The sequence below is a fragment of the Bifidobacterium thermacidophilum subsp. thermacidophilum DSM 15837 genome (genome assembly GCF_000426425.1).
GTDB classification, from domain to species: Bacteria; Actinomycetota; Actinomycetes; order Actinomycetales; family Bifidobacteriaceae; genus Bifidobacterium; species Bifidobacterium thermacidophilum.
On record NZ_AUFI01000007.1, the window covers coordinates 207,190 to 223,832 of the forward strand.

The 16,643-nt window shown below is 57.5% G+C and carries 10 protein-coding genes; all 10 read right to left on the reverse strand.

Features of this window, described 5'->3' with window-relative positions:
* Window positions 1-3: 3 nt before the first annotated feature.
* On the reverse strand, window positions 4-1,431 hold the full coding sequence (locus tag K315_RS0103285; protein WP_033520966.1) for an ABC transporter permease subunit: 1,428 nt from the start codon (window positions 1,429-1,431) through the stop codon (window positions 4-6).
* Window positions 1,432-2,134: 703 nt separating this feature from the next.
* The gene (locus tag K315_RS0103290) at window positions 2,135-3,670 is read right to left on the reverse strand and encodes a ClC family H(+)/Cl(-) exchange transporter (RefSeq protein ID WP_238556478.1); all 1,536 of its coding nucleotides are present in this window, start codon (window positions 3,668-3,670) and stop codon (window positions 2,135-2,137) included.
* A 59-nt stretch (window positions 3,671-3,729) separates the two neighbouring features.
* Window positions 3,730-4,152 carry a fluoride efflux transporter FluC gene (locus K315_RS0103295; protein WP_029576174.1) on the reverse strand — a complete coding sequence of 141 codons (423 nt, stop codon included), beginning with the start codon at window positions 4,150-4,152 and terminating at the stop codon, window positions 3,730-3,732.
* A complete protein-coding gene (locus K315_RS09315; protein ID WP_029576175.1) occupies window positions 4,149-4,697 on the reverse strand; it encodes a fluoride efflux transporter FluC in 549 nt (182 codons plus the stop codon). Before K315_RS09315 ends, K315_RS0103295 begins: the two co-directional genes overlap by 4 nt.
* 179 nt (window positions 4,698-4,876) lie before the next feature.
* Complete coding sequence (locus tag K315_RS0103305; protein WP_029576176.1) at window positions 4,877-6,178, reverse strand: adenylosuccinate synthase; 1,302 nt, start codon at window positions 6,176-6,178, stop codon at window positions 4,877-4,879.
* 172 nt (window positions 6,179-6,350) lie between these two features.
* Window positions 6,351-9,461, reverse strand: coding sequence for a restriction endonuclease (locus tag K315_RS0103310; protein ID WP_029576177.1), 3,111 nt, complete (start codon window positions 9,459-9,461; stop codon window positions 6,351-6,353).
* Window positions 9,458-10,561, reverse strand: coding sequence for a PDDEXK nuclease domain-containing protein (locus K315_RS0103315; protein ID WP_029576178.1), 1,104 nt, complete (start codon window positions 10,559-10,561; stop codon window positions 9,458-9,460). Before K315_RS0103315 ends, K315_RS0103310 begins: the two co-directional genes overlap by 4 nt.
* Before the next feature lie 4 nt (window positions 10,562-10,565).
* A complete protein-coding gene (locus K315_RS0103320; RefSeq protein ID WP_029576179.1) occupies window positions 10,566-12,533 on the reverse strand; it encodes a site-specific DNA-methyltransferase in 1,968 nt (655 codons plus the stop codon).
* Window positions 12,534-12,542: 9 nt separating this feature from the next.
* Window positions 12,543-13,331 (reverse strand): DUF4391 domain-containing protein, encoded by a 789-nt coding sequence (locus tag K315_RS0103325; protein ID WP_029576180.1) that lies wholly within the window; start codon window positions 13,329-13,331, stop codon window positions 12,543-12,545.
* On the reverse strand, window positions 13,328-16,582 hold the full coding sequence (locus K315_RS0103330; RefSeq protein ID WP_029576181.1) for a helicase-related protein: 3,255 nt from the start codon (window positions 16,580-16,582) through the stop codon (window positions 13,328-13,330). Before K315_RS0103330 ends, K315_RS0103325 begins: the two co-directional genes overlap by 4 nt.
* Between the last annotated feature and the right edge of the window lie 61 nt (window positions 16,583-16,643).

A 16,643-nucleotide genomic window follows, 5' to 3' on the forward strand; every position in this document is an offset into this window, starting at 1 on the left:
GGTTCAGCCCACCCTCTGTGCTTTGCCGAAGATGCCCTGCGGACGGAACAGCAGGACGATGATGAGGATCGCGAGCGCCGAAGCGTAGCGCATGTCGTTGGGGATGATGAGCGAGCTCATATCCGCCACGACGCCGATGATGAGGGCGCCGACGAGCGCGCCCGGCGCGGTGCCCAGGCCGCCGAGTGTGACCGCGGAGAACATGAGCAGCAGCAAGACCGCGCCCGTGTTCCACGCGATGCCGTTGAGGTAGATACCCATAAGCACGCCGGAAAGTGCGGCGAGCGCGCAGGACAGGATCCACACAATCCGCACCACGTGTTCCACGTTGATGCCGGACGCCGCAGCGAGTGCGGCATTGTCGGAGACGGCTCGCGTGGCCCGGCCGAACCGCGTGTGGTACAGGAAGTACGTGACGGTGGCGATGACCACGATTGCAATGGCCGCGGAAATCAGTGTCGCGCGGTCAGTAGTAATCGGGCCGATTTGGAAGCCACGTTCCACGGAGGTGACAATGCCTTTCGTACTGCCGCCGAAGAAGAACTGGAACAGGTATTGCAGCACCATGGACAGGCCGATGGTGACGATCATCTGCTGTAGCGGGCCGACATGCTTGCGGCGCAGCGGCGCCCAGATGACTTCGTTCTGGATGAGGCCGGTCAGCGCGCCGATCGCGATGGCGAAAATGCCGGAGACGATGAGCGGCCAATGCAGCATCTGCGTGCCGACATACGCCATAAGGCCGCCGAGCGTGACCTGCTCGCCATGGGAGAAGGAGCTCAGTCCGGTGGTGCCGTAGACGAGGTTCATGCCGACGCTCATCAGCGCGAGCATGAGGCCGAAAATCAAGCCGGAGTAAAGCTGCTGCCAGAAGCGCTGGCCGAAATTGCTGGAGCTGCCGGATGAGCTTGACGCCGACGAGCTGTCGGTTGTGGAGCTTGAGCTGCCCGACTTGGCTTTGCTTGACGATGATGCCGAGCCGGAAGCTTTGCCGGAGCTTGAAGAATCCGTCACGTTTGCCTTGTCGAAGCGGACGACCGCCCGCTGCTTGGAGAAATCGCTTTTGTCGATGCTCACGGTCGCCGTGTTACCGGGCAGGCCGTGGCTTGAGGCGACCGACTTGTCGATGGTGACGGTGTATGAGCCGTCTGCGGTCACCGAGAACGCCCATTTTCCGGTCGAATCGGTGGTTGTGGTCGCTGATTCTTTGCCGGACAGGGTGACGGTCGCGCCGGCAACAGGCTGTTTGGAAGTATCTTGCAGGATGCCGTTCACGCAGCCGTTGGTGGCGGTCGGATTGCAGGTTGTGACCGCTTCAGCGGCCTGTGCGGATGATGGGAATGCGAGGAACGCCATCGGAACCAGCATGGCAAGCATGCAAGTCAGTATCAGGAACCGATGGCGCCGCGCAGTCGATAGTGCGTCTGCCATATGTAGTCCTCTCTCGATTACCCTCACCATAGGTGTTCGAGATTCGACTAGCGGTTGCAATAACGTTTCGCCGGGGTAACTTCGCAGTCATTCGTGTTAACACGGCGGGCACGCGGATGACTGGGCGAGCGGGCGGACGGGCGAGCGGGCGAGCGGCCCGCACCGAATCGGAGAACACCGACCGAAAACGGATCCAGTCCGCGCGTGCGCTGACCACGGCATCACCCCGGCGACCCGACCAACACCGCAAACCCGCAGAATACCAACAATCCGAACACACCTCCGTCATCAACCATCGCCAAACAAACCACCCAGAACACCCGAACCACGGACCAAACCGGAAAACATAGGACAAAATCGGAACCAGTTCACACCCATGCCGGACCATGTCCGGCCGCCAACCAAGGCATCATCGCAGAAGCGCGGAATCACGGGGATCTGATTACGCCATCACAATCGACCGCCGGCGTGCCAGGCACCCAGAACACCCGAATCACGGATCAAACCGGAGAACACCGACCGAAAACGGATCCAGTCCGCGCGTACGCTGACCACGGCATCACCCCGGCGACCCGACCAACACCGCAAACCCGCAGAATCTCAACAATCAGCCGGCAGCACGAGTACCGAACAACGACGACTGACGTCGGATGGTACTGTCCCGTCGGCGTCAAATAGCTCGCGCAGGCAACCGCGGCGTCAATCAGCTCGACGAGGCGCCGGCTTCGGTCTCTTCCGCGTCGCATAGCCCGCGCAGCGCCGCGCGGACGGTCTGTTCCTCCTGACCGCTGAACAGTACGATCAGGTAATCGCCACCCCGCAGCATGGTGTCGCCACGCGGAACGATTTCGTGTTCACCCCGTCGAAGTCCAATAATCAGGCATCCGGACGGCCAGGCAACGTCGCGCACGCGATGCCCGTCTGCGGGCGCGCCCATTTCCAGCGGAAAGTCCATGATGCCGGAACCCAGATTGCCGGGCAGTTTCGCCGCCTGACCTTGCGCGCGCATGTAGCGTTCCAGTAGTACGCCGTAAATCGGTTTCGTACGCAACGAGTCGGAGACCAGCAGGGCGATGAACGCGGCTGCGGCGACCGGCAGCATGTGGGTCAGTGTGCCGGACATTTCAACGGTCAGCAGGATCGAGGTGATCGGGGTTTTGACCGATGCCGCCAACGTGCCTGTCATCACGCAAACCGCGAAAACCGGAATCGCCTGCGCGGAAAGCCCCCACAGGTCATGCCCGAGCGTGCCGAACGCGCCGCCCGCCAGCGCGCCGACCGCAAGAATCGGCATGAAGATGCCGCCGGGCACGCCGGAACCGAAACTTGTGCTGGTGAACAGGATTTTCACGACCAGCAGGATGCACAGCATCAGGAGCCCGGGATGGCCGCGTTCGGCGGTTTGCACGAGGTTCGAGCCGCCTCCGAGCACGTCGGGCAGCCACAGGCCGACCGGCAGGGCAATCGCCATGGCGATCATCGGGCGCAACCAGTCGGGCAGCTTGCCGTACAGGGTCTGGAATCCCAGCAGGGAACGGTTCATCAGCGAGCCAACCAGTCCGGCGATGATGCCGAGCGGAATCAACCACATGTAATCGCCGAGCGGCAACTGCCGAATATCCCCGAAATCGAGGACCGGGGTCAAGCCGAAACAGTATTTCGAAACAAAATCCGCGGTCAGGGAGGCTGCGGTTGCGCCCATGAGGATGGCCGGGGAGAAGCTGCGGTGGATGCCTTCCAGCGCGAACATCATGCCGGAGAGCGGGGCGCTGAACGCCGCGGACAGGCCGGCAGCCGCGCCCGCAGTCACCAGATAGTGCTCCTGCACGTCTTCGCGCCGTTCGCCGCGTATGCGGTGCGACAGGAATTGCGCGCCGGACGCACCGATCTGGATGGACGGGCCTTCACGCCCCAAAGACAGTCCGAACAGGGCTGCGAGCAGGCCGCCGAGGAAGCGCACCGGCAGAATGGTCTGCCATTTCATTTTCAGGCCGCTCAACACCACACCGTCGGTTTGTGGAATACCGCTGCCGGATGCCATCGGCTCTTTGCGGACCATCCATGCGATAAGCAGGCTGATGAGTATTGCAGCCAACGCCCAGGGGGCAATCAGCCATGGGGTTATGCGAATCTGCGCGTACATCCACCGGGCGAAGCGAATGCTTAGTTCGATGCCCTGCCGGTAGATGACCACGAGCACGCCGGACAGCAGGCCGATGAGCACGCCAGCACCAGCCATACGCCATTTGAGGCGGGCGAATGAGGTGAGCAGACGGTCCGCTGCGGCGTGCAGGTCGTTCACAGCGCTGCCGCCAGCCACCAGCCGAGCGCCACGCACAGCAGCGGGACGACATATTCGAGGACGATATTCGCTGCGGCAACCGCGCTCTTGCCTTTGCGCAGCAGGGTGACGCTTTCGTTGATGGCGGTCGAGAACGTGGAGAACCCGCCGAGGAAGCCGGTGGCGAGCACCAGACGCCACGGGCTGGCCGGGTCGCCGTGGTAGACGAAGGCCGCCGCGACGATGCCGGCGAGCAGTGAGGCCGCGATATTCACGACGAGCGTGGACAGCGGGAACGCGTGGATGGCTGCGGTGCGTTCGTCCGCGTTGTCGGGGATGCGGGACCACGGCTGTTTGACCGCGGTATCAAGCACGAACCGGGTGACGGCTCCGAGGCCGCCCATCAGGCACAGGAGCGCACCGATCAGGAATGATGTCATTGCCGGGCCTCCTGTTCTGCGGAGTTGGCGGGGGTGGTGGGGTTGTCGGAGGTGGCGGGATTGCCGAAGGCGACGGAATCACCAGACCGGGCAGTTTGGCCGGCCGCCGCAGCACGTTCCGCGCGATGCCCGGTCGCAAGCCGATTAGCGCACCAGACGCCCGCGAACGCGACCAGCAGGCCACAGACCACGCTGACCAGCAGGTACAGCAACGCCTGCCACACCTGCCCACCGAGTATGCCGGTGAAGCCTTCTAACGCGAGTGTGGACATGGTCGACAATCCGCCGCACACACCCATGCCGGCTCCCCGGTTGACCAGTTCGCGTTTGCGCGGGCGAATCCAATCAGCCTGTGCCAGGTACGCGCTCAATCCCGCGTATACGAAGCAGGCCAGCAGGTTCGCGGCGAGCGTGCCGAAGTGGAATCCAGCGGCCGTGGCCGGTATCGCCAGCCCCAGCAGGTAACGCATGCATGTGCCGATCGCGCCGCCGATGAACACAACGACATACAGTTGTGGGTCGGCGAGTGGGGAACGTTTCGCCATATGTCTTTCCTCCTTCTCCTTACTCTTCCTTACGCTTTGCGGCATCCGGGAACCCTCTCCCCTTCTCTCCCCCGGCAGCTTTTCACGGCCTGTTATGCGGGACCGGAGCCGTGACGCCCCTGCGCCTCGACTCCGGTCGGGTTGGGTTTGGTTGGGTTTGCCCCGTAATGCTTAGCCGACTAGTCGATCAGCGAGTGGACGGAGATGATATGGTCACGCTGCGGGCCGGTGCCGATTGCGGAGATCCGGCATCCGGACAGGTCTTCGAGACGGTTGACGTAATCCCGGCAGGTCTTAGGCAGGTCTGCGAAATCATGCACCTGCGAAATGTCCTCGTCCCAGCCGGGCATGGTCTCGTAGATCGGCTTCGCCGCGGTGAAGGCCGCCTGGTCGACAGGCATGTCGTCGTAGCGGGTGTGCGTGCCGTCCGGGTTTTCCACGTCGTAGGCGACGCAGATCGGGATTTCCTTGAGGCCGGTGAGCACGTCAAGCTTGGTGAGCACGATATCGGTCAGGCCGTTGACGCGCACCGCGTACCGGTTGACGACCGCATCGAACCAGCCGCAACGACGGGGGCGACCGGTGGTGACGCCGTACTCGTGGCCCTGCTCGCGCAGCCAATCACCCTGCTCGTCGAACAGTTCCGTCGGGAACGGGCCTTCGCCCACGCGCGTGATATACGCCTTGGACACGCCGATAACGCGGGTGATCTTGGTGGGGCCGACGCCCGTGCCGGTGCAAGCGCCGCCGGCGGTCGGGTTCGAAGAAGTGACGAACGGGTAGGTGCCGTGGTCCACGTCAAGCATGGTGGCCTGGCCGCCTTCGAACAGGACGGTCTTACCTGCGTCGAGCGCGTTGTTGAGCACGAGGGACGTGTTTGCCACGTACGGCTTAAGCCGTTCACCAAGCTTGAGCAGCTCGTCGGTGGTGCGGTCCACGTCGATTGGACGGCGGTTGTACAGCTTGACCAGCATCTGGTTCTTCTGGTGCAGGCTCGCCTCGACTTTGTCGTGCAGATGCTTCTCGTTGAACAGGTCGTGCACGCGAATGCCGACGCGGTTGATCTTATCGGCGTACGCCGGGCCGATACCGCGACCGGTGGTGCCGATCTTGTGCTTGCCCAGGAAGCGTTCGGTCACCTTGTCGATAGTGCGATGGTAGGGGGCGATCACGTGCGCGGACTCGCTGACCAGCAGGCGCGAGCAGTCCACGCCACGGGCTTCCAGGCCGTCAATCTCCTGGAACAGGACTTCAGGATCGACAACCACGCCGTTGCCGATGACCGGGGTCACGTTCGGGCTGATGATGCCGCTGGGCAGCAGGTGCAGCGCGTAGGATTCGTCGCCGACGACCACGGTATGGCCCGCGTTGTTGCCGCCGTTGAAGCGGGCGACATAATCGACATGCGAACCGATGAGATCGGTCGCCTTGCCTTTGCCTTCATCGCCCCACTGAGCGCCGATAAGAATGATTCCGGGCATGATGCACCTCCGCAAAACGCATGATTCCGCCGCCCACAGATTACCGTATCCCCTCTACCGGGTGGTGTGGGTGGCTTAGCTGACTCAGCGTCGGCAGAGGGTGAGAATACACAAACTGGTTACGCTGAGATGCGCCCCAGCGTAATCAGTTTGCGGGATTTTCCTCTGAGGCTCAGCTCTCCACCCACGGGTGGTATTCAGTGGCCACGTCATAATGGAAGTCGTCGCCTAGGTGCAATGCTTCGAAATGCTTCTCGGCACAGCTGATTTTGGCTTCTTCGGTTGGCCGGTTCTCACCGCGCTGCTTACCTTTGGTTTCGATGACGAAATACACCCGCTGCTTGCCGTCCTCATCCTCCTCGACGTATGCCCAGTCGGGATTGTAGCTTCCGAGTGGCGTGTCGATTTTGAACTTGCTGGGCAGCTTGGCGAACACCTTCACCTCTTCGGAACGGTCAAGTTCCACGGCGTAAGGTCTTTCAATGCTTGAGGAGTCATATACCACGTAGCTGTACAGGCTTTTGTGATGCACGGGCTTCCATGCGTTCTGATCCAGATACGCGCGCAAATCGTTCACAGCGAGGATGTCCATCATGTACCACTCGTTCTGCGGTCTACGCGTGTATTTGATGCCTTTGGCCACCACCTGATTCTTCGCGGATTCGATTCTCGACGAAACCTGTGAAAGGAATGTCATCGGGTCCACTGAGAACTCGTCCATGCGCCCGGATTCTGTCAGTATTCTCGCCAAGGTCGAGCGTGTAAGACCGACCGAGTCGGATAGTTCAGAGAGCGGATCCGGCAGGTCGTATACGCGTGCCGCGTCCGTGTGGACAAGGGATTTATGAACACTCGCCTCGTCGGCGGCCACGCCGCTGTCCGACACGTTCAATCCCGCAGCGGAACTGATTATCTCCACCGGTCGCACAGGCGGCATCTGCTTGATGGCTTCCACCGCCTTGTCCACCAGCTCATCGGTATCCACATGGAGCTCATAACGCGTGGTCTGCCGTATGCGGTTCCAGAGGGCTTGGAACGCGGGATCAAGCGACACGTCTTTCTCCAGCTCGACTTCCACTTCCTGTTTCTTGTCGCGGATTTGCAGTTTTTCAGCCTTGTGCAGGACGATGTTGCACACCTGCTCCTGTACATCCTCCACTTCGGCGATATCTTCGGGAAGGGGGATTTCCCCTTTCTCCGCCGCAGCCTTGAGTTCTGCCTTGATAGCGCCCTGCTTCTTGCCGTTGGTTTCCACGAGCCCTTGCTGCTCAAGGGTTTCATAGACTTGCTTGGAACGCTCGTAGCCGAGTTTCTCTTCAGTCCCATCCGGCTGTTTGAGCAGGATGTTGGTGAAGCTCTCAGGCGTCAGCATGCCGAAGCGATAGCCACCGTCTTCGAACTCCTTCTGGAGGCCGTTCGCGAAGTCCTTGTAGCTTTCATTGCAGATTACGGTGAGCACGTTGACGTCCGGATCGAGGCAGCGTTCGCCTTCCTGATTTACCGGCAAACGTAGGCCACGCCCGATTTTCTGCCGTTTTGTGAGCGTGTCCTTGGTTTCCACCAGCGTGCAGATCTGGAAGACATTGGGGTTGTCCCAACCTTCCTTGAGCGCCGAGTGGCTCCAGATGAAGCAGACGTCCTTGTCGGGGTCTTTCCCATCCGGGAGGGACACAAGTGTTTCCTTCTTCTGCATGATGAGCTCGAAGGCGCTGGTGTCCGCCTTCGTGGAGGCGGATTCACTCGTGTTCTTGAACTTGCCTTTTCCATCGACCGCGAAATAGCCTTGGTGGAGCGGCTCAGGGTCAGTGGGCAGCGGCACCCCCGCTTTTTTGTATTTGTGCTGCCACTTGGTGCTTGTGGCGAGTCTGCGGTATTCCTCCTCGAAGATCGAGGCGTATTCGCCCTTGTGCCAGCCTGTTCCTTGTTCGTCGTAGGCGCGGTATTTCTCCACTTTGTCGATGAAGAAGAGTGAGAGAACCTTGATTCCGAGAGGGCGCAGCCTCAGTTGCTTGTCGAGGTGGTCTTCGATGGTTTTCGCTATCTGGGCGCGTTTAACCGCCTCGCTCTCGGGGTCGTTGACGGTTTCGCCGAGTTCCATGTATGTGCCGTTTTCGAACTCGATGAACTCGTCACCCGGTTCTGTGCCGATGTTGCTTACTATCCAGCCGTCGCGGTAGTCCTCGTTCTCATTGGATTTCTGGTAGAGGTCAGCACCCGTGCGGACGGTGATTTTCTTTCTTACCTGCCCGCCACGATCCTGTCGCATGTCAATAGTGAGCTTGGCGGAATAGCCACTGCTGCCGTCCACTGATTCGAGCCGTACGTATGCACCGTTGAGGTCGGATCCGCTTTGCACGGAGTCCACGACGATACCCTTCACAAGGTGCTGCTGGAACGCCTCGACGGGCCCCAACTGGTAAACCGTGTTGAGTTTGCGGCGGTGTGTTGCGGAGTAACGGAGCACGAAGAGCGGATCCAGCGTATCAATGGCATGCCGCGCCTTTTCGGTATTGTCGACGCTTTGCGGCTCGTCGATAATCACGATAGGGTTGCAGCTACTTACCAATTCCTGTGGGCTGTGACCACCGACGAGCTTCTCACTGGGACGGTGGAAGATGTTTGTTACGCCCTTTTTCTCATCGCTCGCCAGCTCTTTGTTGAAAGCACCGATGTTGATAATCATGACTTGGATTGAGCTGCTTACGGCGAAGTTCGTGACGTTCCCGAGCTTTCCGGAATCGTAGACGAAGTAGTCGAGAGGGGTGTTGTCATAGAGCTGTTTGAAGTGGCTGCTGGTGCTTTCGAAGGACTTTTCCACGCCTTCTCGGATGGCCACGGACGGCACGACGATCACGAACTTCGTGAGGCCATAGCGCTTGTTCAATTCGTAGATGGTACGCGTATAGACATAGGTCTTGCCGGTACCGGTTTCCATCTCAATGGTGAAGTCGCGAAGACGCCCATCGGTGGTGTCATGGGTTCGAGGAAGGTTGTTTTCTTCCTGCACGGCGTGCAGGTTCTCTTCCAATTGACGTGCAGAGAGGCGCAGCCCGTTTGCGTATCCGATGAATGCCTCTTCGTACAGATCCAATTCCAGCTGTTCGGGGGTGTTGTCTATTCCCGGGAGCTTCAGCTGCTCACCTCTCACCATACGCACTGGGCGATAGCCGGCCGTGAACCGGGACTTGAGAAACTCCTGCCCGCGGAACAGATTGCACACTGCGTTGATAGCGTCCAGCTGGTACTGCTGGTCCGCAGCATACTTGAATTCAAGCTGACTCATTCGGTATTGCCCCCATCAGCGCTGTCAAGTCCCTGCTGCTCCGCGAAGAACTCCTTCTGACGCTCTATCTCTTCTTTCAGTTCCTCTTCGGTGGGCAGGTAGGTGAGGTACTTCGCTGCAAACAGCTGGTCACTCCCGTTGAGCACCGAGAAATGCGCAATGTCCTTGTCGGTTTCGGTGCATAGCACAATCCCCAGCGTGGGATTGTCTCCTTCGCCACGCTTGAGCTCGTCGTACATGCGTACGTACATGTCCATTTGCCCAATGTCCTGATGCGTTAACCGCCCGATCTTAAGATCAATAAGCACGAAGCATTTCAGCAGATAGTTGTAGAACACGAGATCTATATAGAAATCATCGAGTTCTGTACGGATATGCTGCTGACGCGCCACGAACGCGTACCCCTTACCCATTTCGAGCAAGAACTTCTGAAGGTTCGTGATAATGGCGCCTTCCAACTCAGACTCCTGGAAGCCACTGTTCGGGGCAAGACCCAGGAATTCTGCCACTACCGGGTTCTTGATGAACTCGAGCTTGTCACGCTGCAAGGGCGCGGAGAGCGCTTTCATCTCACCCTCGACGGCTTTCTTCTCGGCGCCTTGTGATTGCAGCAGCCTGTGGTAGTACTGCGTGGAAATGTTGCGTTCCAATGTACGGACGCTCCACCCCTGTTCCGCAGCCTCCTGCTCATACCAAGCTCGAGCTGCTGGATCGTAAATCCGCGAGAGCGCTCGGTAGTGTGACCAGCTCAATTGGTCACACAGTGTGTGACCAATTGGGAATGCGAGGTAGAACTGACGCATGTATTTCAGGTTTGTCGTCGTAAAGCCTTGCCCGTAATCGGCGGTAAGACGCTTCGAGAGGTCCCTGATGAGCGCCTTTCCGTATACCGCCCGTTCTTCGCCGCCTTGTTCTTCCACAATGCGGCGGCCAATCTCCCAGTAGGCGTGCACCATCGCAGTATTCACGGCACGGTAAGCCTTGCTTCGGGCTTCCTCCAGAACCGAAGCGATGCCTCCATAGAATCCATCGGGCAGGGAGAGGTCTTTTGAATCGCCGGACGTGGCACACTGGTTCCGCTGCTTTTCGATGTTCGCCATCGTGTTACACCGTCCTCAGTTCGATCTTCTGCTGCGTTTGTTCTTCGGCATGCTTGAAGATCGCCAAGGCGTCAAGTTTGAGTGAGTCATCGTAGCCGAACACACTGTCCATTATGAAGACGCGACGCGGCTGCTCGGCCGCTATCGCCTCCAGGGCGTCGACCGTGAGGCCCGGCTCCATGCAGCAGATGAGGTCGCCCGCCGCCACGGAGTAGCATCCGTAGCCAGCGAGCTCAGTCTTCTCGATGGGGTACGTCAGCTCGTAGCCCCACTTGAGCATCACTTCGAAGATGATGTCCAGGTCGGAGCGACCGTCCTTCCTGCGGTCGATGAGGAGCTGGCCATCCTTGGGCTCGGCAATGCCGGACTCATCGAGCCTGAAGACGCGGAAGCCGATGTCAGGCAGCTTCTTCGGCTCTTCGCCCAGCTTGGGCTGGTTGTTGGCTTCGGCAACCTCCTCAGCAATCTTGTTTCCTGCACGGCGTATGCGCTCTTCGCCTATGTCGCAGAGGGTCGAATAGCCTTGTTTTCCCGCCTCCGAACTAGGTTCACATTTCTCCGGAAGTTGCACCATAATAAATCGTCTTTCCTGGCCATCTTCGATATTTTGGAGCATGACTGCATGTGCAGTTGAAGATGAACCGCTAAAAAAGTCCAATACAACTTCATCAGTAGCAACACCGATTATTTGAATCAAAAAACGAATCAAGCCGACCGGCTTTGCATAATCAAAGGGAATGCTTAGAGCTTTAAGCTCGCGCGAAGATTGGCGGTTTTCAAATTGAGTAAGTAGGTTTGAAGGAACCACACCACCCTTTTCTTGCTGCTCACTCAAATAAAGTTTGTTGTATATATTCCATTTACTCTGATGCCCGAATTGGTCTACGAGACCTGATGTGCTCGTTTGTTTGAACACTATCCGGCCGGCTTCGAGTTCACTTTCATAGCGAGGATAAATCCACTTCCAGACCTTATCCCGCGCAGTGGGGAGCACCGTTTCACCTTCGATAAGATGTTTCGGCAGAGTAGGACCGGGCGGGATTGCAAAGGATCCGTCAGGGCATTGGATGTAGTACCTCTGGTTTGGCCTAGGATCGAGACTCGCTTTGAAGAGACGTTCCTCACCATAGAGTTCCCCAGCGTGAGGTCCAGAAGTCTCAGTGTTCTTATAAAACGTTTTTATCTGCTCTTCTGTGAATGGAGCACGAAAAGGCGCGGTCGCGTCAATATCGCGAGCGTAAAACAATATATAGTCAACCGAAGGAGTATAGAAAGTACCCTTGGCTCCACCGGATTTCATTGCTCGAGAAAAAAGAGCAATCCTATTCTGCTGCCCGAAGAGTTCATCACATATTTTTACAGCGTTATCGATTTCGTTTTCGCCAATGCTGAAAGTCAGCACACCGTCCTCGGAGAGCAGCTCCCGTGCCAGCTTGAGGCGCGGATACATCATCGAACACCAGTCAGAATGAAATCGTCCATTCGTTTCAGGATTCGATTGGCCAGCCTGTCCAGTTTGCTTCTTGTAATTTTCGATGGTGTCGCCGAACTTGTCTTTGTAGACAAAATCATGACCAGTGTTGTAGGGCGGGTCAATGTAAATCATCTTGACCTTACCGTGGTAGGCACGCTGAAGTAGCTTGAGTGCTTCAAGATTGTCGCCCTCGATGTAGATGTTGTCCGAGTCGAAGGAACCGTCTTTGCCGTCGCGGCTGCGGCTCTTCTCAACTACCGGCCGCAGAGTAGCCGTCGTGCTCGTCTGGCTCTGGCGGATGGCATCGGCCTTGCCTGGCCAAGTGAAGGCGTACCGTTCGTTGCCTTCGTCCACTTCATCGCCCAGCAGCAAACGCAGCTTGTCGAAATCAATGCCACTCTCGCTGAATGCCTCAGGTACAAGCTTCTTCAGCTGTCGCAGCCGGTCATCAACCAAATCTTCGGATTCCAAATCGACCTTCTTGATATCGTTGCCCATGTTCAACCTCTACTTTTCCTCACCATGTTCAGTAGTACTCATGTCTCGAATATCACTCAACGTACCATCACGTTGCCGCTGAGCTCTGCGCATTTCCATCCTCAGCCGGGCGGACTCGTTCGGAGTCACATCCTTGTCACGGCGTTGTTCTGCGAGCGCATCCACTTGAGCTTGCAGGCGCTTGTAATCAGCGATAAGTTCCAGCAACCTGTCTCGATTGTCAGGCGTGCAAGTCGGGTAGAAGCCCAGCGCTTCGATCGCCTGTGCGAGTCTCACACATGAGATAAGCCCCTCCAGGTATGAAAGCAAATCACTTTGCGGCAGGCTATCGAAGGCGAGCGCTCCGAGGAAAGGCTTAAAACGCTCATCGTCTGGATCGAATAGCCCTGTAGACTCCACGTCGTATACAACAGTCGTACCACGCTCAGCATGGCTTTTCCGCGTCAAATCAACGGATACCGCAATGGCGTCTCCCGCTTCCTGAAGAATCACCGTAGGGTTTGGGAAACACTTATGCAGCAGATGTGCAATCTCAGCCACCGCCTGAGAGTCTCTCGACATGCTACAGCGTAAGAAAATGACGCTTTGGATGTCATAATCCTCATCCACACGTGGAAGCACCTGCGCAGTGCCCTTCGCCACGGTAGCGAAGTGTTCAAGGCGGCTCATCTTGTCGAGCGTTCGCCGCTCATGCTTGGTAAGCATCGCGCGGCTTGTCAGTACGGTCTTCGGTATGCGCCTGCCTCCCGCATATGCAGTCTCAGGCAGCTTGAATACGTCTTCCCAGCGCACACTCATCGGAGCACCACGAATCCGACAAGCGAATAATCATCAAAACCAAGCGATACACCGCTGCCCACCTCACCAAGGTCGAACAACGCATCCACGCCAGCGGTTTCCTGCACACCAGTAATCGCCGAAACCACGCCATTGAGCAGTTCGGTGTACTTCTCCATGTCCCTGCCGTCTTTGGTCTCGCGGTTGAATTCACGACACAATTCCATCACTGGTTCCGCATGTCCGAGACACACCGCCCGCATAAGATCAAGCGCCGCCTTGGGCTGAGTGTGCTTGCTCATATGGCTGCCATCCGCGGTCACATACACCACGTAGTACGGGAAAACCGGGTTGGAATCCTTGGGGTCTTGTTCCTCGTCATTCTGGCGGAGACAGAAAATCACACCTGGCTGAACCTCGTTGCGCAAGTTATCTGGAATAGTAGTCACAGCATGAATACCATCCGGCGTGCTTTCAAGCAAACCGGGGTGATCCTTGTCATAGCGCTGTAATTCCACGCAGAAATCGTCAAACGCGAAATCGGTAATGGAAATACCGCCAGAAATGTCCTCAAGATCCAGCACCTCAGTTTGCAGCTGTTCAAGCTGTTTCTTGCGGTACATGAGGTCGTTCATCTGGTCGGGCGCTTTGTCTTCCAGCACGTTCTCCTCACCGGTGGCGCTTGCATCCATGAGCGCCATACGGCCTTTCACACGCCCCTCCAACTGGATGTACTCGTCCAGGTCAATGTCAGGCCAAAAATCCACAAGCTGTATCTGCGTGTTCTTCGAGCCCAAACGGTCGATACGACCGAAGCGTTGCACAATACGCACCGGGTTCCAGTGAATGTCGTAGTTGACCAGGCAATCGCAATCCTGCAGATTCTGTCCCTCAGAAATGCAGTCGGTGGCGAAGAGGACATCCACTTCGCCTAACGCCCAATCCTCTTCAGGCAGTTCTTTGGAAACCGGAGAGAAGTGACCCAGAATCTCCCCAAAGCTGGTTCTCGGAAGCTTGAGCGACCATGTCCGGTTACGGTCACCGGTCAGTTCAGCGCACTCCAGTCCGAGATCGTCCTTCAAGCCGGACGCCAGTTGGTCGAACAAGTAATCTGCGGTATCCGCGAAAGCAGTGAACACCAGCACCTTGCGGTTACCCGGGTTATAGGGCTCGCGTACCTTCTGCTCAATGAACTTCCGCAACCTGATAAGCTTCGCATCACGCTCCGGCGTCACACGCTCGGCATAGCTCAGCAGCTCGTGAAGCTTCCCGATGTCGAAGTCCAAATCATCCGCAAGCCTGAGGGCGTCGACATCACGCAGGTCAACATGCACCTTCCCTCCGGCAGTGAATTCCTCTGCATCATCGTCATCGTCAAACTCAACAGCCTCACTGACATCGTAGGAAGCCCCCACAGCGTCGGCAGACAGGTCGTTCAGCCGTTTCCGAAGATCTTCGCATCCCTTCAGAATCCGCTCCAGCGTGATGCGGAAACTGTTCACAGAAGATTCCATACGCTTCAGCACGTTGACCCGCATGAGATTGGCCACCGCCTTGGTGCGGTTCACCTGGCTTGAAAAGTCCTTACCCCACGAATCCCCATACCGGGCCTCATACTTCGCACGGGCATCCGTTCGCACGTACTCCAGCAGCTGATATTGGGCAAATGTCAGCCGTGCGATCGTATCGTTCAACACGCCCATGGGCGGCAACTCACCGGCAGCATCGATAGGCTCCTTGAACGAGATGGGCTTGCGCCGCGTCGGGAACGTACCATTCGAAGCGCCATAGTATTTCACGATATGCTTACGGCTGCGCGCAATGGTGAGCACGTCAAGCAGCTTGAAATAGTCAGGATTGACCATATTGGCGAAACTTTCAGTGGTACGTTCCGCATCGGTCAGCTTGCTCCACTCGTTGAAGCGCTGCTGTGCTACACGCGTCACATGCGTAATGGAGGGAATGCCGTCCGTCTCGGCAAGATATGTGTCATCGCCTTCGGTAATCAGCTCTATCTGATTACGCAAGTCAAGCAGTTTGTTATTCACCGGCGTCGCCGAAAGCATCAGCACCTTGGTACGCACGCCCGCCTTGATCACATCTTCGATGAGGCGTGTGTAGCGGTCTTTCTTGTCGGAATCAGTGCTCTTGTTGCGGAAGTTGTGGCTCTCGTCAATCACTACAAGGTCGTAATTGCCCCAACGCAAATGGCTTAAATCCACATCACCGCTCATGCCGCGGTACCGGGACAAGTCAGTATGGTTGAGCACGGTGTAGGCGAAACGGTCATCCGCGAGCGGATTGCGGTCATCGTTGTCACGCGTGTACAGCGTCCAGTTCTCACGCAGCCGCTTCGGTGCGAGCACCAGCACGCGAGCATTACGTTCCTCGTAATACTTGATGACTGCCAGAGCCTCATACGTCTTACCCAAGCCCACCGAGTCGGCGATAATGCAACCCTTGTATTTCTCAAGCTTGCGGATGGCACCCACGACGGCATCCCGTTGGAAGTCATACATCTTGTTCCACACAACAGACTGTTCGAACTTCAGCCCCGCCTTGATAGGATCCTCCTGATCCTCCATGAAGTCACGGAACAGATGGTACAGCGTCAAGAAGTACACAAGCTCAGGCGGATTCTCGCGATACAGCGTTTCCAGCTGATCGATGACAGCGCCAGTAACATCCTCCACCAGCGCTTGATTGTTCCAAATACCGTCAAACATGGCTTTCAAGCCGGCAGCTTCCGTACTCGTCTGGAAGTGAGCGACACCGGTCACTACGCCAGGTTCCCGCTCATAGCCGAGCCCCTCCAGTGTGAAAGCATTGGAGGTCGAGCCCATGAAAGCCTGATTCTCGTCGTTCGGGTTCTCAACGTGGTAGCTTCCGGAAGTGCCTATCATGCCTGATTTGCGAGCGGTCTTGAACGTCGCATGTCTGCGAGCCCAATCAGCACACTCGCGGGCGAGCGCACGCTGATTCAGATTGTTCGACAGCTTGAGTTCAAGCCCAGTACCGCCAAGCCCAAGTTCACGCGAGCGTCGGCTAATCTCCCACTCGCGAGGTTCCTTCTCTGACTCCATGCGCTTTGCAAAGGTCGGCTGGTCGAAAATGAAGCGCAACTCATCGACCTTCGAAAGCTCATCCTTAAGCTCGCCATAGGCGTACACCGTGAAATACGAGGCGATGACCGAAAGCTTCGCATCATCGCTGATGGCATTCTTAAGCGCGTCGCCCAGACGTTGCCGCCCCGTGTTATCCAAGTACTTCACGTGACGCTCCCAATCCGACAAGTCGAATACATTTTTCTGAATTCTATCAGCACAGTTGTAG